Source organism: Curtobacterium sp. RM9 (assembly GCF_054956955.1).
Genome location: NZ_CM143271.1, coordinates 2,824,811 through 2,841,617 on the forward strand (window position 1 = coordinate 2,824,811; position 16,807 = coordinate 2,841,617).

Annotated in this window: 18 protein-coding genes; 10 read left to right on the plus strand and 8 right to left on the minus strand. The window is 73.9% G+C overall.

Features of this window, described 5'->3' with window-relative positions:
• Positions 1-12 precede the first annotated feature (12 nt).
• Entirely contained in the window at positions 13-474 is a 462-nt protein-coding gene (locus ACY3FI_RS13370) for an ATP-dependent zinc protease family protein (protein ID WP_462548049.1), read from the plus strand.
• A 99-nt stretch (positions 475-573) separates the two neighbouring features.
• Here ACY3FI_RS13370 and ACY3FI_RS13375 read toward each other — a convergent pair whose 3' ends face one another.
• Complete coding sequence (locus ACY3FI_RS13375) at positions 574-1,464, minus strand: alpha/beta hydrolase (protein WP_462548050.1); 891 nt, start codon at positions 1,462-1,464, stop codon at positions 574-576.
• Positions 1,461-2,072, minus strand: a complete 612-nt coding sequence (locus ACY3FI_RS13380; protein WP_462548051.1) for a TetR/AcrR family transcriptional regulator — start codon at positions 2,070-2,072, stop codon at positions 1,461-1,463. The genes ACY3FI_RS13375 and ACY3FI_RS13380 overlap by 4 nt, the downstream gene beginning before the upstream one ends.
• A 23-nt stretch (positions 2,073-2,095) precedes the next feature.
• Here ACY3FI_RS13380 and ACY3FI_RS13385 point away from each other — a divergent pair, with 23 nt between their 5' ends.
• Positions 2,096-3,313, plus strand: a complete 1,218-nt coding sequence (locus ACY3FI_RS13385) for an MFS transporter (RefSeq protein WP_462548052.1) — start codon at positions 2,096-2,098, stop codon at positions 3,311-3,313.
• Here the strand turns inward: ACY3FI_RS13385 and ACY3FI_RS13390 are convergent.
• Entirely contained in the window at positions 3,269-3,628 is a 360-nt protein-coding gene (locus ACY3FI_RS13390) for a YciI family protein (RefSeq protein ID WP_462548053.1), read from the minus strand. The two genes, ACY3FI_RS13385 and ACY3FI_RS13390, sit on opposite strands and share 45 nt — an antisense overlap.
• A 209-nt stretch (positions 3,629-3,837) precedes the next feature.
• On the opposite strand from ACY3FI_RS13390, the gene ACY3FI_RS13395 reads away from it, so the two are divergent.
• The 5 genes from ACY3FI_RS13395 (at position 3,838) to ACY3FI_RS13415 (ending at position 9,274) form a co-directional block, all read left to right on the plus strand.
• Positions 3,838-5,109, plus strand: coding sequence for an MFS transporter (locus tag ACY3FI_RS13395; RefSeq protein ID WP_462548054.1), 1,272 nt, complete (start codon positions 3,838-3,840; stop codon positions 5,107-5,109).
• A gap of 105 nt (positions 5,110-5,214) precedes the next feature.
• Positions 5,215-6,477 carry a sensor histidine kinase gene (locus tag ACY3FI_RS13400; RefSeq protein ID WP_462548055.1) on the plus strand — a complete coding sequence of 421 codons (1,263 nt, stop codon included), beginning with the start codon at positions 5,215-5,217 and terminating at the stop codon, positions 6,475-6,477.
• Positions 6,459-7,163 (plus strand): response regulator, encoded by a 705-nt coding sequence (locus ACY3FI_RS13405; RefSeq protein ID WP_462548056.1) that lies wholly within the window; start codon positions 6,459-6,461, stop codon positions 7,161-7,163. Before ACY3FI_RS13400 ends, ACY3FI_RS13405 begins: the two co-directional genes overlap by 19 nt.
• 156 nt (positions 7,164-7,319) lie before the next feature.
• The gene (locus ACY3FI_RS13410) at positions 7,320-8,201 is read left to right on the plus strand and encodes an ABC transporter ATP-binding protein (protein WP_462548057.1); all 882 of its coding nucleotides are present in this window, start codon (positions 7,320-7,322) and stop codon (positions 8,199-8,201) included.
• Positions 8,198-9,274 (plus strand): ABC transporter permease, encoded by a 1,077-nt coding sequence (locus tag ACY3FI_RS13415; RefSeq protein ID WP_462548058.1) that lies wholly within the window; start codon positions 8,198-8,200, stop codon positions 9,272-9,274. The genes ACY3FI_RS13410 and ACY3FI_RS13415 overlap by 4 nt, the downstream gene beginning before the upstream one ends.
• A gap of 25 nt (positions 9,275-9,299) precedes the next feature.
• Here ACY3FI_RS13415 and ACY3FI_RS13420 read toward each other — a convergent pair whose 3' ends face one another.
• A complete protein-coding gene (locus tag ACY3FI_RS13420) occupies positions 9,300-10,352 on the minus strand; it encodes a YeiH family protein (RefSeq protein ID WP_462548059.1) in 1,053 nt (350 codons plus the stop codon).
• Between the two features lie 201 nt (positions 10,353-10,553).
• On the opposite strand from ACY3FI_RS13420, the gene ACY3FI_RS13425 reads away from it, so the two are divergent.
• From ACY3FI_RS13425 to ACY3FI_RS13435, 3 genes are all read left to right on the plus strand, one after another.
• Positions 10,554-10,901 carry a hypothetical protein gene (locus ACY3FI_RS13425; protein ID WP_462548060.1) on the plus strand — a complete coding sequence of 116 codons (348 nt, stop codon included), beginning with the start codon at positions 10,554-10,556 and terminating at the stop codon, positions 10,899-10,901.
• Positions 10,902-11,052: 151 nt separating this feature from the next.
• A complete protein-coding gene (locus ACY3FI_RS13430; protein WP_462548062.1) occupies positions 11,053-11,697 on the plus strand; it encodes a hypothetical protein in 645 nt (214 codons plus the stop codon).
• A 233-nt stretch (positions 11,698-11,930) separates the two neighbouring features.
• Positions 11,931-13,283: a flavin monoamine oxidase family protein gene (locus tag ACY3FI_RS13435; RefSeq protein ID WP_462550366.1), complete on the plus strand. Its 1,353-nt coding sequence runs from the start codon at positions 11,931-11,933 to the stop codon at positions 13,281-13,283.
• Positions 13,284-13,310: 27 nt separating this feature from the next.
• Here ACY3FI_RS13435 and ACY3FI_RS13440 read toward each other — a convergent pair whose 3' ends face one another.
• The 4 genes from ACY3FI_RS13440 to ACY3FI_RS13455 all read right to left on the minus strand — a co-directional run bounded on the left by ACY3FI_RS13440 (position 13,311) and on the right by ACY3FI_RS13455 (position 16,787).
• A complete protein-coding gene (locus tag ACY3FI_RS13440) occupies positions 13,311-14,678 on the minus strand; it encodes an MFS transporter (RefSeq protein ID WP_462548063.1) in 1,368 nt (455 codons plus the stop codon).
• A gap of 173 nt (positions 14,679-14,851) precedes the next feature.
• On the minus strand, positions 14,852-15,019 hold the full coding sequence (locus tag ACY3FI_RS13445; protein ID WP_462548064.1) for a hypothetical protein: 168 nt from the start codon (positions 15,017-15,019) through the stop codon (positions 14,852-14,854).
• 107 nt (positions 15,020-15,126) lie between these two features.
• Positions 15,127-15,720: a TetR/AcrR family transcriptional regulator gene (locus ACY3FI_RS13450; protein ID WP_462548065.1), complete on the minus strand. Its 594-nt coding sequence runs from the start codon at positions 15,718-15,720 to the stop codon at positions 15,127-15,129.
• A 131-nt stretch (positions 15,721-15,851) separates the two neighbouring features.
• On the minus strand, positions 15,852-16,787 hold the full coding sequence (locus ACY3FI_RS13455; protein ID WP_462548066.1) for a family 16 glycosylhydrolase: 936 nt from the start codon (positions 16,785-16,787) through the stop codon (positions 15,852-15,854).
• Positions 16,788-16,807: the final 20 nt, after the last annotated feature.

The following is a 16,807-nucleotide window of genomic DNA, read 5'->3' on the forward strand; positions in this document are numbered from 1 at the left end:
CAGGATGGGCACATGACCCGGACCCCCACGATCGCAGGCTGGCGCGAGTGGGCGGCCCTGCCGGGCATCGGGCTCCCCTGGATCAAGGTGAAGCTCGACACCGGCGCGCGGAGTTCGGCCCTGCACGCGTTCGACCTCGAGGAGCTCCCCGGCGACCGCGTCCGCTTCTCGGTGCACCCGTGGCAGGACACCGACGCGGACGCCGTGACGATCGAGTGCGACGTGCACGACCGCCGGATCGTCCGCAGCTCGACGGGCCACACGCAGGAGCGCATCGTCGTCCTCACCCCGATCACACTCGCCGGCCGCACGATCGACGCCGAGGTCACGCTGAGCAACCGCGACCAGATGGGCTTCCGGATGCTCGTCGGCCGCGAGGCACTGCGGCGCGGCTTCCTCGTCGACCCGGCCCGGTCCTTCCTGGCCGGGCGCGCCCCGAAGGAGATCCGCCGCCGCAACCGCGGTCGCGCCTGAGCGGTCCCGACCGAGCCGCGGCTGGCGGACCCGACCGCGGACGGTCTGGAGGCGCGTGGCGGCGCCGCCACGCGCCTCCCGTCCGTCGGTGGTCGGCGCTCAGGCCCGCAGGTGCCGCCCCAGGAAGGCGAGCTGCTCCGGCGCGAGGCGCCGCCAGTAGGCGCGCGTGTGTCCGCCGGGCTGGAAGCCGCCCGCCGGTGGCGTGCGGAACCCGTCGACGTACGTGCGTGTGGCAGGCTCGAAGCCGTCACCGGTGCCGCAGTCGACCCGCACCGCCACGCCGTCCAGCGAACGCTGTCGACCGAGCACGGTGGCACGCCGGAAGTCGGCGGGGTCGTCGAAGGCTCCACGGGCGGTGTCGCCCGCGGCGGTCCAGAGCGCGGGGCTGATCGCCGAGACCGCCCGGACGCGCTCCGGGCCGAGCGCCCCGGCGAGGTGCAGCGCGCCGTACCCGCCCATCGAGTACCCGGCGAACCCGAGCCGCGCCGTGTCGAGACCACGGCGGGCGAGCAGCGGGACGAACTCGTCGACGACCATCGCGGCCGGGTCGTCGCCGTCCGCGCGGTGGTGCCAGTACCGGTTCCCGCCGTCGACGGCCGCGATCGCGAACGGTGCGCCGCCGGCGGCGAGGTGCGCGGCGAGGAAGCGGTCCCAGCCGAGCTCCTCGGTGAAGGCGGTGTGCGTGTCGCCGTAGCCGTGCAGGGCGACGGCCACGGGCAGCGGGGTGTCGGATGCCGGGGCGATGACGGACCAGCCGACCGTGCGACCGCGGCGGGCGGCGGAGACGAAGGTGCCGGAGACGGTCGGGACGGGCGCGACGTCGGGGATCCGACCGGCCGGGCCGTCGAGACCCAGCACGCGGTACATTGTCGAGCGGCCGGGGAGCAGCCGGACGTCCACGAGCTCGGCGAGCGTGCCGCCGGCCACGAGGGCCGCGCCGACGCCGATGAGCGTGCGGCGGGTGATCCGCGCACCGCGTCCCGCCGTCATGCGCGGTCCGCCCGCGCGGCGTCGGTCGGTCGCGCGGGCTGGGTCGTCCGCGCGTCGAGGAGCGCGGCGGCGATCTCCCGCGCGGCCGTGGCGTCGCGGGAGCCGTCCCGGAGCCGCATCGCGAGCGAGCCGGAGACGAGCACGAGGAGCTGGTCCGCGAACCGGTCGGCGTCCTCCGCTCCGACGAGCGGCACGGCGAGGTCGGTGAGCCGCTGCCGGAGCGTGCCGGTCTCGAGGGCGAGCACGGCGCGCACGTCCTCTGGGGCGTCGACGTACTCGGCGGCGGTGCCGAGGAACGCGCACCATCGCGAACCGGTGGGCGTGGACCGGTACTCGTCGAGCGCACGGAACACGGCGAGCAGTCGCCCGCGGTCGTCCGGCGCGGCCGCGATCGCCCGGTCCCACGTGACGAGCCAGTCGTCGTGGCGGCGACGGAGGGCCGCGGCGACGAGGGACTCCTTGCTCGGGAACCCGCGGTAGAGCGTCGCGCTGGAGACCCCGGCGCGCTCGAGGACGGCGTCGATCGGCGTCGCGGCGATGCCCCGCGCGAAGAACAGCTCCTCGGCGGCGTCGAGCAGCTTCTGCTCCGTCCCTGGACGCATCGTCATGGCAGCACTCTAGGGTCACTGATGTGAAACGATCGTTTTCGTCACGACAGCGCCTCGTCCTCGTCGGCGGCCTCGGCCTCATCGCCGTGTCGTACGGCCTCGTCCGACTCGCCTACGGCCTGTTCCTGCCCGACGTGCAGGACGACCTCGGCCTGTCCTCGGCGCTCGCCGGTGGGATCGCCTCCGGTGCCTCGGCGGTGTACTGCGTCGGTGCGGTCGCGGGCTTCCTGCTCGCCGGGCGGACGCCGCGGGCCCTCGTGGCGGTCGCCGCACTCGTCGCGGCGGGCGGGGCCGTCGGCATGGCGACGGCGGCCGGGCCGCTCGGGTTCGGTGTCGCGTCGGTGGTGGGGTCGGCGGCGGCCGGGATCGCCTCCCCCGCACTCGTCCGGATCGTCGCCGACCGGTTCGCAGAGCCGGACGTGCCCCGGGCGGAGGCGGTCGTGAACGCGGGCACCGGACCCGGACTCGTCGTCGCCGGAGCCCTCGCGCTCGTGCTCCTGCCCGACTGGCGCAGCGCGTGGGCGTGGTCGGGCGTGGCCGGACTCGTCGTGGGCGCGGTCCTGCTCGCCGCGACGGCCGGCTCGGCGGCGAGCGGCACCGCCGGCGCCCGGACGGGCACGCCCCACCCGCGCACCGCCGCCCCGGTGCTCCCCGGGCGCGACTGGGCGCTGGCACACCGGGGCGTCGCCACCCGGGCGCTCCTGTTCGGCGTCGGCTCCGCGGTCGTCTGGACGTACGGCCGGGCGACCCTCACCGCGTCCGGGACCCCTGCTGCGCTGTCCGTCGTCGCCTGGATCGTCCTCGGAGCCGGTGGCGCGGCCGTGGTGGTCACCGCCCGGTGGACCGCCGGGCTCCGAGCACGCACGGCCTGGACCGTCTCGGCCGCCCCGGTCGCCCTGGCAGTTGCCGCCCTCGGTGTCGCGCCGCAGTGGCCCGCGGTGGCGATCGCAGCGTGCGCGGTGTTCGGCTGGGGGTACACCGCTGCGACCGGAGCCCTCATCGCCCGCACCACCGAGCTCGACGCCGGGTACGCCGCCGCGGGCACGTCCGTGCTGTTCGTCGCGCTCGTCCTCGGCCAGGCGGTGGGGTCGGCCGTCGCCGGCGGGCTCGTCGGGTCGCTCGGCTACCCGGGCGCGTTCGTCGCGGGCGCCGTCGTCACCGCGGCGAGCGCCCTCCCCGCCGTCGCCCGGCGACGCTCAGAGCAGCGGACGGAGCTCGATCTTCCGGTTGCACGCCGCTGAGGCCTCGCCCGCGACCCGCACCGCGGTCTCCGCGTCGGGTAGTTCGAGCACCCAGAAGCCCGCGACGTACTCCGCCCCGCGGTGCAGCGGCCCGGGCGTGCGCTGCGGACTGCCGGTCCGGGCGTCGACGACCATCGCGTCGTCCGGTGCCGAGATGCCCGCGGCGAGGACGACCGCGTCGCCGAGCCGTGCGTTCAGCGCGTCGACCGCCTCCGCCTCCTGCCGGGTGGCCGACTCGGTGCGACCGGCGGCCTCGGCCTGCCCGTCGTCCACGACGTTGACGAGGAACTGCACGGTGTCTCCTCTGTTCGACACCCACCGCACCGTCGCGGCGGGTTGGCAGGGACGGTACTCCGGCACTAGCGTGACGTCGAGCACCCCTCGACACGACAGCGGAGTCATGGCAACGAAGCGCTGAGCCGGTACCTGTTCCGGCTCCCCCTCACCCGCGGACCACTCGGTCCGCGCGCTTCCGTCCGCCCGCACGGCCTCAGCCGTGCGACGACATCCGAGGGTCTGCTCCCGTGTTCTCCGTCCACGCCCGCCTCCGGGCTTCCGTCTCCACGCTCGCCGAGCACCGCTTCGTCACGTTCGCGGTGCTCGTCGACACGATCGGCGCCGGCCTCACGCTGCCGCTCACCGTCGTCTACTTCACGCTCACCACCGACCTGTCGCTCGGCACGGTCGGCCTGCTCTCCACCGCCGCCTCGCTCGCCGCGCTCCCGATCGGACTGCTCGGCGGGGTGCTCACCGACCGCTCCGGCGCGAAGTGGTCGATGATCACGAACAACCTGCTGTCCGCCGCCGGCTTCACGCTGTACTTCGTCGCGCACGACCCGGTCCTGGTCTTCGCCGCGGTGTTCCTCGCGAACGCGTCCGAGCGGCTGTACTGGACGTCCTGGACCGCGTACGTCCACGACCTCTCCGACGGTCGGCCGTTCGAGCGCTGGTTCGCGTTCCTCGAGGCCACGAAGGCCGCCGCCCTCGGTGCCGGTGCGGTCGTCGCCGCGGTCACGCTGGCCGGCGGCGGGCACGACGGGCTGCGGTGGCTCGTGGCGGCGAACGTCGTGACGAGCGTCGCCGCCGCGATCGTCTTCGCGACGCAGCGCACGGGCGGCAGCACGGGGCCCCGCGAAGCGGCGTCGAGGGACCTGGAGGACGGGCACGCCGGTTCCCTCCGTGCCTTCGCCGCCGACCGGTCGATGCGCCTCGTCACGCTCGGGCAGTTCCTGCTCGGCCCCGCGATGGTGCTGCCGAACGTCGCGCTGAGCGTGCTGTTCGTCGAACGCTGGCACCTGCCCGCGGCCGTCGCGCCCGTGCAGTTCGCCGTCGCCACCGGGCTCGCCGCCGTGCTGCAGACGTCGGTGACGCGCCGGGTCGCCGGGTTCGACCGCGGGGTGCTCGTCGCCGTCGGCGCCGGGACGATCGCGCTGGCCGTCCTCCCGCTCGCCGTCCTGCCGCCGATGCACGGGGCCGGCGCCTGGGTCGTCGTCGTGCTCGTCGCGGTGGCGCTGGCGGTCGCCGACATGGTGGCACTGCCCGCCGCGAACGCCGTGATGGCCGAGGCACCGCACCCGAGGATCCGCGGCCGGGCGATCGGCGTCTTCCAGACCGCCGGCTCGGTCGGCATGGCCCTGTTCCCCGCGACGCTCGGCCTGCTCGACACCGACGTGCCGTGGTTGCTGTGGGTGCTGACCGCCGTGGTCTTCGCCGGGGCGGCGTGGGCCTGGCGGGCGGCGGTCGCAGCGATGCCGCCCCGGGTCCGCACCGCGACGACGGCGGACGCCGACGCGTGACGGACGGGAGGCGCGGTGCGGGTGAGGGACGTCGGTCACGGGCCCCGCGCCTCCCGTCCACAGCCCGACTCCTGTCCGCTCCGCGCAGCCGCTAGCGTGGTCCGCATGGGGACGACGGAGTGGACGCGCCTGCCGGTGGGGCGGCGCGAGCACCGGCAGGACGCGGTGCTCGCACTCGCGCTCGCCGGGGCGATGGGGGTCACCACCTTCCTGTACGGGTCGGCCGGCACGTACGGCGACGACCAGGCGGCGTGGTGGGTGTCGGCGCTGCTCGTCGTCGCGAACGCGGCGCCGATCGCGTTCCGCCGTCGCTGGCCGATGACGGTCGCGGTCGTCTCGGCGCTGGCGTTCGCCGGAGCACAGCTCCTGCACGTGCCCGAGGTGTTCGTCGTCAACGTCACGCTCTTCGTCGCGCTGTACACCGTGGGGGCGTGGTGCTCCGACCGGATGCGTGCCGAGGTCGTGCGCTGGGTCGTCATCGGGGGGATGTTCGCGTGGCTGTTCCTCGCGATCTCGTTCGGGTGGGCGTCGCCGACCTCGCTGCCGAACGAGGGCCACTCGGTCGTCCCGCCGTACATCGCGATGTCGCTGCTCAACATCGTCATCAACGTGGCCTACTTCGGCGCCGCCTGGTACGCCGGCAACCGGGCGTGGGCGTCGGCCGTCGCTCGACACGAGCTCGACGAGCGGACCGCGGAGCTCGCAGCCGAGCGCGAACGGTCCGCGGCGCAGGCGGTGTCGCTCGAACGCGTCCGGATCGCACGCGAGCTGCACGACGTCGTCGCGCACCACGTCTCGCTGATGGGCGTGCAGGCCGGTGCCGCCCGCCGCGTGGTCGACCGAGACCCAGCGCAGGCGACCCGGTCGCTCGGGGTCGTCGAGGACAGCGCTCGCACCGCGGTCGAGGAACTCCGGCGGATGCTCGGCACGCTCCGCTCCGTCGACGACGGCGACACGACCGTCGAGGACGCCCCGAGCACGACCGGCCTCGCCCGGATCGCCGAGCTGGCCGAGTCCGCCCGGACCGCCGGGCACCCCACGGACTACGTGGTCGTGGGCGACGAACGCCCGGTCCCGCCGACCGTGTCGACCGTGGCCTACCGGATCGTGCAGGAGGCCGTCACGAACGTCCTCAAGCACGCGGGGCCCACGGCGAGCGCCGACGTCCGGCTGCGCTACCTCGACGACGGCGTCGAGATCGAGGTGGCCGACGACGGGCGCGGCATCCGGGGCGGCCAGGACACCTCGGGCAGCGGACTCGGCCACGTGGGGATGCGCGAGCGCGTCGCCGCGGTGGGGGGACGGATCGAGGTCGGGCCGCGTGCCCGAGGAGGGTACCTGGTGCGGGCATGGCTGCCGACGACCTGACGATCGTGCTGGCGGACGACCAGGAGCTCGTCCGCGCCGGCTTCCGCGTGATCCTCGAGTCCGAGCCGGGGCTCCGGGTCGTCGGCGAGGCAGCGGACGGCGCCGCCGCGGTCGAGGCCGTCGAGCGGCTCCGGCCGGACGTGGTGTGTCTCGACGTGCAGATGCCCGGCGTCGACGGGCTCGAGGCAGCCCGGCGGATCGCGGCGCTCCCGGACCCGCCGGCGGTGCTCGTGCTGACGACCTTCGACCACGACGACGCTCTCTTCCAGGCGCTCGAGGCCGGTGCGAGCGGGTTCCTCCTCAAGAACGCCTCCCCCGAGCGACTGATCGAGGCCGTCCGGACGGTGGCCGCGGGCGACGCCCTGCTCGCGCCCGACGTCACGCGCCGGGTGATCAGCCGGGCGACGTCGGCCGGGTCGAGCCGTCCGGACGCACCGGGACGGTCCGGACCGGGCGCGGACGGCGCAGCGGCCGTCGCGGCGGCGGGGCTCACCGAACGCGAGGCCGAGGTGCTGCGGTTGCTCGCCCGCGGGTTGAGCAACGCGGAGATCGCGGCGGAGCTCTTCGTCGGCGAGGCCACCGTCAAGACCCACGTCTCGAACGTGCTGCAGAAGACCGGGCTCCGCGACCGTATCCAGGCGGTGGTCTGGGCGTTCGAGCACGGGGTCGCGGGCACGTCGGCCTGACTCCCCCTCCCCCGCACGGCGGAGGGGCAGGACCCGGCCGGCACCTCCCCCGCGCGGCGGAGGCGCAGGACCCGTCCCCAGCCGGAGGCGGTCGACCCCACCAGGCCCCTAGCGTCGAGAACGCAGGCGGCGGGTGCCGCTGCAGAGGGGAACGAGATGCTCGACATCCGAGGGGTGACGAAGCAGTACGGCGACCGCCGGGTGCTCGACGACGTGACGTTCACGGTCGGGGACGGTCGGCTCACCGGGTTCGTCGGCGGCAACGGCGCCGGCAAGACCACGACCATGCGGATCCTGCTCGGGGTGCTGCGCGCCGACGCCGGTACCGTGTCGATCGACGGCGCCGAGCTCGGCCCGGCCGACCGCCGACGGTTCGGCTACATGCCGGAGGAGCGCGGGTTGTACCCGAAGATGCCGGTCGCCGAGCAGGTCACCTACCTGGCCCGCCTCCACGGCGTGGACAAGCCCACCGCGGCCACCCGCACGGCCGACCTGCTCGAGCGTCTCGACCTCACCGGGCACGCCGGCGACGCCGTCGAGAAGCTCTCGCTCGGCAACCAGCAGCGCGTGCAGGTCGCCGCCGCCCTGGCCCACGACCCCGAGGTCCTCGTGCTCGACGAGCCGTTCTCGGGCCTCGACCCGATGGCCGTCGACACCGTGCTCGGCGTCCTGCGGGAGACCGCGGCGACGGGGGTGCCGGTCCTCTTCTCCAGCCACCAGCTCGACGTGGTCGAACGGCTCTGCGACGACGTGGTCGTGATCGCCGGCGGGTCCATCCGCGCCGCCGGACCGCAGGACGAGCTCCGCCGCACCGCCGGACCCCCGGCGTGGGAGCTGCTCGTCGACGGTGACGTGGCCTGGCTCCGCGACGAGGCGGGCGTGGCGGTGCGCGAGTTCGACGGCGGTTACGCGCTGTTCGAGGCGGACGACGCGGTCGCCCAGCGCGTCCTGCAGCGGGCCGTGCAGCACGGCACCGTCGGGTCGTTCTCGCGGCGCGTACCGCGGCTCAGCGAGGTCTTCCGGGAGGTCGTCCGATGAACAGTTCCTTCGTGCAGGCCGTCCGGCTCGTCGCCGGCCGTGAGATCCAGGCGCGGGTCCGCAGCAAGGCGTTCGTCGTGTCGGCGCTCATCCTGATCGGGATGGTCGTCGCGTCGATCGTGGTCGGCGGCATCGTCGGCAAGGCCACCGCGGACGACACCACCCCGGTCGCGGTCGTCGCGGGCGTCTCGCTCCCCACGACGAAGGGCCTCGACGTGACCGAGGCCCCGGACTCCGCAGCCGCCGAGCGCCTGGTCGAACGCGGCGACGTCGATGCCGCCGTCCTGCCCTCCGACGATGCGCTCGGCTACCGGGTGGTCGGGCTCGACGACGCCCCGGCCGACGTCGTCTCGGCGCTGAGCGTCACGCCGCGGGTCGACCTGCTCGATCCGGACGCGCTCCCCGGTGGACTCGTCTACCTCGTCGCGATCGCGTTCGGCGTCGTGTACTTCGCCTCGGCGGTGACGTTCGGACAGTCGATCGCGCAGAGCGTCGTCGAGGAGAAGTCGACCCGCGTGGTCGAGATCCTGATGGCGGCGATCCCCGCGCGGGCCCTGTTGGCCGGCAAGGTCCTCGGCAACAGCGTCATGGCGTTCGCGCAGATCGTGGCCGTCGCCGTGGCCGCGGCGGTCACCCTGGCGGTCACCGGGCAGGACAACATGTACTCGATGCTCGGGCCGAGCATGCTCTGGTTCATCGGCTTCTTCGCCGTGGGCTTCGTGCTCATCGCGGCCCTGTTCGCGGCCGCCGCGGTGCTGGTGTCCCGCCAGGAGGACGTCGGCAGCGTCACCACCCCGGTGATGATGCTCGTGATGATCCCCTACGTGCTGATCATCGTCGCGTACGACAACCCGACGATCCTCGGCGTCATGTCGTACGTGCCGTTCAGCGCGCCGATCGGCATGCCGATGCGGATCTTCCTGGGGACCGCCGAGTGGTGGGAACCGTTGCTCTCGCTCGTGGTCGTCGTGGCCTCGGTGGTCGTGGTCGTCCTCGTCGGCGCTCGCGTCTACGAGAACGCGCTGCTCCGCACCGGTGGGCGCGTGAAGCTCACCGAGGCGCTGCGCGGCTGAACCGCAGGCGGCGTCCGGGTGACCGTCAGAGGAGCCCGAACGCCGCCTGCGCCCCGAGGCTCGTCCCCGCGACCAGCACCCAGAGCGCGATGCCGAGCAGCATCGGCCGGAAGCCCGCCCGGCGGAGCGCACCGAAGTCCGTCGAGAGCCCGATCGCCGCGAGCGCGACCGTGATCAGGAAGGTTGCCGCCTCGGCGAGGCCGGGCGCGGCCGCCGCGGGCAGCACCCCGATCGTCCGCAGCAGCACGACGACCAGGAACCCGACCAGGAACCACGGGACCAACCGCAGCACACGGCCCACGCCCCCGGCGCGACCCGGCACCGGGGCGGCGGTGGGATCGGTGCGGGCGGTGCGGCGCGCCTCCAGACCGGCCAGGCCGACCACGATCGGGATGATCATCAGCGTCCGGACCAGCTTCACGACGACGGCGGTGTCGGTCGCCTGGCGACCGTAGACCGTCGCCGTGGCGACGACCGAGGACGTGTCGTTGACCGCGGTGCCCGCGAAGACGCCGAAGGCGTGCTGGCCGAGGCCGAGCGCGTGTCCGAGGAGGGGGAAGACCAAGACCGCCGCGATGTTGCAGAGGAAGATCGTCGACATCGCGTAGGCGACCTCCGCGCTCGCGGCCCCGATCACGGGCGTGACCGCGGCGATCGCGGAGGCGCCGCAGATGCCGGTGCCGACGCCGATCAGGGTGCGCAGGGCGCTCGAGACCCGGAGCAGCCGCCCGAGCCCCCACGCCGCCACGAGGCACACGACGAGGGTCGTCAGCATGACCGGGAGGGTCTCGCCGCCGATCCGGAGCACCTCGGCGATCGAGAGCTGCGCGCCGAGCAGGACCACGGCCGCCTGCAGGACGCGGCTCGACGCGAACTTCACGCCGGGCTGCAGCGCTCCGAGGCCGCCCTCGCCCCGCCGCCGCAGGAGCCAGCCGAGGACCCCGCCGAGCACGACGGCCGGCACCGGGCCGCCCACGACCGGGACGGCGCGACCGACGAGCGTGGCGACGAGCCCGACGAGGACGGCGAGCGCGACACCGGGCAGGGCCGACCGGACGGCCGGGACGGAGAGGGGCACCGCCCCAGCATCGCACCTCGGCGGCCCGCTCCCCCGCCCGCCAGCGCCCCGCACTCCGTACCGTCTGATCCGGGGGACGCGGTGTCCTGTGCGGCACGGGGCTCTCGGCGTACTCTGGGGTTCGGAAACAACGACGCTTCCCCACCAGGCCTCGTCGTGTTCCCTGCCACGGCGAGGGTGACCCGCGACCAAGAGCCTCACGTGTCTGAACACCTCATCGAGTACGTCGCCCGTGACCGGACGGGCATCACCGCCGTCGTCACCGAGACCAGCGTGATCGACGTCGACACCGTCATCCGTCACATCCGTGCCGGTCACGCCGGGTACTACGTGGCGGGCGACACGTGGAAGCGCACGCCGGTGCGGAGCATGTCGTTCGTCGGCGGCTCGTACCTCTTCGCGAACTGGGACGGGTCGAAGCGGAACATGCTGCACGACCTCGCCTTCCGGGCGCCGACCCGGGCGGTCGAGACCGTCGTGGCGCCGGAGTCCGGGTTGTCCCGGCTGCTCGGCGCGCTGTTCGGGCGGCGCCGGGCCGTCCGGCGCTGACGCGCGTCGCGGTGCGCGCCGCGCCGCGCGGTGCTGCGCCGAGTCTCGGCCTGGGCGACACTGCGCGCGCTCGCGGGCCCGTGATCCGTCGCTGAGCGCGAGACTCGGGCGATGCCGGCCCACCCGCCGGTCCGCCCGGCAGGATGGGCCGGTGGAGTACGCGGCTGACCGGTGGGTGCAACGGCTGCGCGACGGCGTGCCGCCGCGGCCCTGGCGGGTGATCGTCGGGAGCGTCGTCTCCGCAGCGATCGGCATCGTGGTCCTCGTCCTCGAGTTCACCACGCCCGGCTTCTTCGACCGGGTCACCGGCAGCCGGGCCCAGTCGAGCGCACTGCTCGGACCCGCGGTGCTCGTGTTCATCGGGATCGTCGCGCTCGTCGGCTCGTGGTCGAACGGTCGCCGTGACCGCCGCACCCTGGCCCGGATCCGGCAGAGTGGGACGACGCCGGCGTTCTTCCTCCCGGTGACCGGGACCGGCATCCGCGCCTCCGAGGACACCCCGAACCCGCACGCGACGATGTGGACCGTCGACGCGGACGGCCTGCACGAGTGGTCGCCGGAGCGTGCGACACCGACGCGGACGCTCGCGTGGTCCGCCATCGAGCGCATCGGCCTCGCCACGAGGGACGTCCAGGGGCAGCGGGTGGACTCCGCGCTCTGGCTCGACCTCACGGGCGGCGGCGTGCTCGTCCTCACGCCGCGCGCGGCGATCGGGCGTCCGTTCGAGGCCGGACAGACGAAGCTCGACGTCCTCATGCGTGTGCTGCGGTCCCTGCGGCGGGAGCTGCACCGCTGACGGACGGGAGGCGCGTGGCGGCCCTGTCCCGCGCCTCCCGTCCGCCCCGTGGCTGGCCCGGCTCACCGACCTGCGCCCGGGTTTCGGGCTCAGCGACAGTTCACGGGCCGAGCGGCGCGTGAACTGTCGCTGAGCCCGAGGATCGGGGCACCAACCGGGCCGCCCGGCCCGCCGGGCCGCCGGCCGGCCCGCCGGCGTGCGTGCGTGCGTGGCACGCTGGCACGGTGAGCGGGATCGAGGACACCGACGTCGTGGTCGTCGGCGCCGGCGTCGCCGGACTGACCGCAGCGCGCCTGCTGGTGGACGCCGGGCGCCGCGTCGTCGTGCTCGAGGCCCGCGACCGGATCGGCGGACGCGTGCACACCGACCGGTCCAGTGGCACCGTCGTGGACCTCGGCGCGTCGTGGATCCACGGCGTCGAGGACAGCCCCGTCGCCGCCGCTGCCGAGGCCTTCGGCATGCGGACGGTCGAGTTCACGGTGGGCGGGTACCAGGTCGACAGCCGCCCGATCGCCTACCGCGGCCCCGACGGCACCCGCCTGGACGCCGACGCCACCCGACGCTTCGCGACCGACGTGCGTGCCGTCGACCGGGTCCTCGTGCAACAGATCGAGCGGTCCGCGGCGGACGACACCTTCCGCGACGTCGTCGAGCGTGCCGTCGCCGTGCAGGACTGGGACCCGGAGCGCGCCGAGCGGGTGCTCGAGCACCTGGAGCACCGGAGCGAGGAGCAGTACGGCGTCCCCGCGGACGAGCTCGCGGCGCACGGCCTCGACGACGACGCGATCGCCGGCGACGAGGTGGTGTTCCCGGACGGCTACGACGTCCTGCCGGCGCGGCTGGCCGAGGGGCTCGACGTCCGCCTCGGGCACGTCGTCACCCTCGTCCGACTGGAGGAGGGCGGTGTCGCCGTGACGAGCGACCGCGGCACCGTCCGCGCCGAGGCGGCGGTCGTGACCGTGCCCGTCGGGGTCCTCCGGTCGGGCGACCTCGTGTTCGACCCGCCGCTGCCCGCCCGACACCGCGAGGCCCTCGGCCGCCTCCGGATGAACGCGTTCGAGAAGGTCGTGCTCCGCTTCCCCGAGCGGTTCTGGGACGAGGACGTGTACGCCGTCCGGCAGCTCGGGCCGGAGGGGCGGTGGTGGCACTCCTGGTACGACCTCACCCGGCTCGACGGTGTGCCGACGCTGCTGACCTTCGCCGCGGGACCGGCTGCACGGGCCATCAGGGGATGGAGCGATGCAGCGGTGTCCGACTCGGTGCTCGCGCAGCTCCGTCGCTTGTACGGCGATCATGTGCCCGCGCCGACCGCCGTACGGGTCACCCACTGGCAGGACGACCCGTTCGCTCGGGGCTCCTACGCGCACATGGCACCCGGGTCGGTGACCGCCGACCACGACGACCTCGCGGTGCCGGTCGGCGGCCGGCTCCACCTGGCGGGCGAGGCGACCTGGACGGACGACCCGGCCACGGTGACCGCGGCGCTGTGCTCCGGCCACCGGGCGGCGTGCGCGGTGCTGGGACACGTCGTCCCCGTCGAGCGGCTCTGGGCCGCTGCGACGGGGACGACGGTGGTCGAGCGCTGACGCTGCGTCAGCGCGGGCGGACGGCTGTCAGCGCACCTTCTTGATCGGCAGGATCACGAGCGCACCGAGGAGCACGGCGACGCCGGCACCCCAGAGCATGAGCGTGTAGTTCTGCCCGCCGCCGAGGCCGAGCAGGAACAGGCCGGCCGCCGGAGCGAGGGACTGCGGCAGGGCGTTGGCGATGTTGATCACGCCGAGGTCCTTGCCCGGACGCTCCGGGTCGGGCAGCACGTCCACGACGAGGGCGGTGTCGATGGCCGCGTAGATGCCGAAGGCGAACCCGAGGACGATCTCCGCGAAGTAGAACCCACCGACGCTGTCGACGTGCGCGAGGATCACGAGGCCGACCGCGGTGAGGGCAGTGGAGCCCCAGACGAACACCTTGCGGCGGCGGATCCGGTCGGACACCCAGCCGGAGATCGACGCGCTGACGAGCAGGGCGACCGTGTAGAGGAGCACGCCGAACGCCACGGCGGCGACGGCCTGCGCCTCGGGCAGGCCGATGCGGTCCTGCATGTAGAGGACCCGGTAGGTCGTGAACATGAACGTGCCGAACGTGATCAGGAAGCGACCCCACCAGGCGAGCCCGAAGTCCGGGTGCTTGACCGGGTTCGTCCAGAACGAGGCGATGAGGGTGGTCCAGCTGAAGGGCTTCGTCGGGGTCGACGGCAGCTCGTCGCGGGCGATGACCGAGTAGACGAGGATGACGACGACGGCCAGCACACCCGGGGCGATGAAGAGCACCGGCAGGTTGCCGACCAGGTACACCGCGAGGTAGAGACCCGCCAGGATCGCGATGTTCTGCGCGAGTGCGATCACGCTCGAGGCCTTGCCGCGCTGGAACTCCGGCACGTTGTCGGCGAAGCTCGCGGTCAGCGTCGCCAGGACGGCGTTCGCGGAGACCTGTGCGAGGACCCATGCGAGGGTGAGCTGGAGGACGTCCGGCGAGAACGCCAGCCAGGCGAGCGCGCCGATGAAGACGACCACACCGCCGATCATCCACGGGCGGCGGCGACCCCACCGGGTGCGGGTGCGGTCCGACAGGGCACCGAAGAGCGGATTGGCGAAGAGTGCGCCGAGCGCGCCGAACGGCAGGACCGAGCCGACGATCGTCTCGGGGCTCGTCGGGTTCAGCTCCTGCGCCTTGAGCGACATGCTCACGAACACTGGGGTGAGCAGGGCGGCGAAGAGCCCGAACTGGGCGAGGCTCAGCGCCCACATGTACTTCGGGCCGACCCGGACGGTGCTGACGGACTGTGTGAGGCCCTCGACCGAGAACGCACGCGATGCGGTCGCGGGGTCGGAGCTCGTCGCGCCGGCGGCCGCGGTGACCGGCGGGGTTGCGGTACCGGCGAGACCGGACTGCGGTTCTTCCTTCGACGTCGGTGTCGACATGACTCCTCCTCGAGCCATCGGGGGCGTGGGGCCCTCTGAATCCCTAGTGCTGCTAGGTGATGGGGACTGTAGCACCAGAAACCTGCCGTCGGAAGCTTTTCGACGAACGACGACGCTCCGGCTGTCCGAGCCTGTGCTCGAGCAGCCGGAGCGTCGTGGAGGACGAGGCGGGGTCACTCCTCGCCGGCGTCCTCCTCCGGGTTGAAGTGCGAGTCGTCGCCGACGTGCCCCGCGGCCAGGCCGTCGGGCTCGTTGGGGATCGTGCCGTCCTCGCCGAGGCCGTCCGGCTTCGGGGTGCCCTCGGGGTCGTTCTCGGGCGTGGGGTTCGTCGTGTCGCTCATGGCTGCTCCAGTGCAGAGGTCGACCCGGGACCGGCTGCCCCGGGGTGCTGGACCTCGGACGCTACGTGCCGCTGCTCGGAGATCCCCGGCAGCGGACGCGCAGCGGATCAGCGCGCCGAGCGCGTCGAACCCGCCAGCAGCGCCGTGACCGCGTCCACCACGGTCTGTCGACGTCGCGCCGGCGTGACCGCCGTGACGAGCGCCTCGTACTCGGGCGCCGCACCGTGCCACGTGCCGGTGAGCTGCAGCACGAGGCCGAGCAACACCGGGGCACGCATCGTCCGCGGCAGCACACCGGTGCGCTGCGCACGTTCGACGGACTCGGCCATGTCGCGGTACTCGTCGGCGAGGACGGTGAGGGGCGCCCCGTCGCCGCGCTCCAGCCGTCGCCACGCGAGCAGCCGCGGCAACCACGGCCGTTCGAGCGCTGCGTCGTGCAGGCGTCCGGCCCAGGCGGGCAGGTCGTCGGTGTCGATCGGCACGGCGTCGAGGAGGGCGCCGCACTCCTGCACGAGGACCGCGTCGAACAGGCCCTCCTTGCCGCCGAAGTAGTGGAAGACCTGCGCCTTGTTGCTGTCCGCTGCGGCGGCGAGACGCTCGACGCGCCCGCCGGCCAGGCCGACGGCGGCGAACTCGTCACGAGCCGCGAGCAGCAGGCGGGTGCGGACCGCATCCGCGGCGGGCGGCGTGAAGGGAGCCATGCCGTCCACGGTACCGGGCTGACGAGGACAGCTCGCGCCGTGCGGTGGGCGGGTACGACGACGGACTGGAGGCGCGGTGCCAGCCGGCACCGCGCCTCCAGTCCGTCAGTGGGTCACGTCGGACCCGACGCTCACTCGGTCGTGGAGACCCAGTCGATGAGCAGGTTGCCGGAGGCACCCCAGTTGCCTGTCTGGAACATGAAGCGGTGCGGCTTCGTCGGCACGTCGTGCGTGATGGTCTGCAGCACCTTGCCGTCGACCTTGTACGTCACCGACTTCCCCGGGTCCCAGTCGACCGTGTAGGTGTGCCAGTCACGCCACGAGACACCCGAGTCGATCTGCACGCGCTCGGCCTCGTTGCCCGGGGTCATCGAGTGGTGGAACGCGAACGGGTTCGACTCGAAGTTGCCCTCGGGGAAGTCGATCTCGCCGTCCGACCACACGTTCGAGGTCGGCCAGAGCATGAAGGCCGCGCCGTTGCCGTCGCCGCCCGTCGCCTTGGCGCGGACCGAGAACGAGCCGCCGACGTGGTTCCACGCACCGGCGGAGGTGCCGAAGGTACCCGCGGCACCCGCACCGCCGAGCTGCACGTCCATGACGCCGTCGTGGACGGAGACGGTCTTGCTCGGCTCGTAGATGCCGGACGTGCCGTCGGGGTAGGGCTGCCAGGCGTTGCCGTAGGCGTTGCCGAGGCGACCGACGGCCGCAGCGGTGTCGAAGTTCTCGACGAACGACGCACCGGAGGGTGCGGCGGACCCGTCGGCGACCGGGGCGGCCTCCTGCACGGGAGCGGGGGCGGGTGCCTCCTGCTCGGGTGCCGGGGTCGCCTCGATCGGGGCGGCGTCCTGGGTCGGCTCAGCCGTCGGCGTGGCCGTGGGCTCGTCCGCCGGGGTCGGGTCGGCCGTCGGCTCCTGGGTGGGAGTCGGGGTCGGGTCGGCCGGGGCGTGGTGCCCGTGCCGCCAGCCCCAGTCGCACCAGGATGCGGCGGAGGCGGCGGTCGGGACGCCGAGGACGAGGACGCCCGCGGTCAGCGCGACGAGCGTGGGACGGGAGAAGCGGGGGCTCATCGGGTACCGCCTTCGATCGA

Excerpts from the sequence above, each read along its gene's own strand:
- ACY3FI_RS13455 (WP_462548066.1), bottom strand. The coding sequence starts at position 16,787 with ATGAGCCCCCGCTTCTCCCGTCCCACGCTCGTCGCGCTGACCGCGGGC.
- ACY3FI_RS13450 (WP_462548065.1), bottom strand. The coding sequence starts at position 15,720 with ATGGCTCCCTTCACGCCGCCCGCCGCGGATGCGGTCCGCACCCGCCTG.
- ACY3FI_RS13410 (WP_462548057.1), top strand. The coding sequence starts at position 7,320 with ATGCTCGACATCCGAGGGGTGACGAAGCAGTACGGCGACCGCCGGGTG.
- ACY3FI_RS13375 (WP_462548050.1), bottom strand. The coding sequence starts at position 1,464 with ATGACGGCGGGACGCGGTGCGCGGATCACCCGCCGCACGCTCATCGGC.
- ACY3FI_RS13405 (WP_462548056.1), top strand. The coding sequence starts at position 6,459 with ATGGCTGCCGACGACCTGACGATCGTGCTGGCGGACGACCAGGAGCTC.
- ACY3FI_RS13445 (WP_462548064.1), bottom strand. The coding sequence starts at position 15,019 with ATGAGCGACACGACGAACCCCACGCCCGAGAACGACCCCGAGGGCACC.
- ACY3FI_RS13440 (WP_462548063.1), bottom strand. The coding sequence starts at position 14,678 with ATGTCGACACCGACGTCGAAGGAAGAACCGCAGTCCGGTCTCGCCGGT.
- ACY3FI_RS13415 (WP_462548058.1), top strand. The coding sequence starts at position 8,198 with ATGAACAGTTCCTTCGTGCAGGCCGTCCGGCTCGTCGCCGGCCGTGAG.
- ACY3FI_RS13380 (WP_462548051.1), bottom strand. The coding sequence starts at position 2,072 with ATGACGATGCGTCCAGGGACGGAGCAGAAGCTGCTCGACGCCGCCGAG.
- ACY3FI_RS13400 (WP_462548055.1), top strand. The coding sequence starts at position 5,215 with ATGGGGACGACGGAGTGGACGCGCCTGCCGGTGGGGCGGCGCGAGCAC.
- ACY3FI_RS13370 (WP_462548049.1), top strand. The coding sequence starts at position 13 with ATGACCCGGACCCCCACGATCGCAGGCTGGCGCGAGTGGGCGGCCCTG.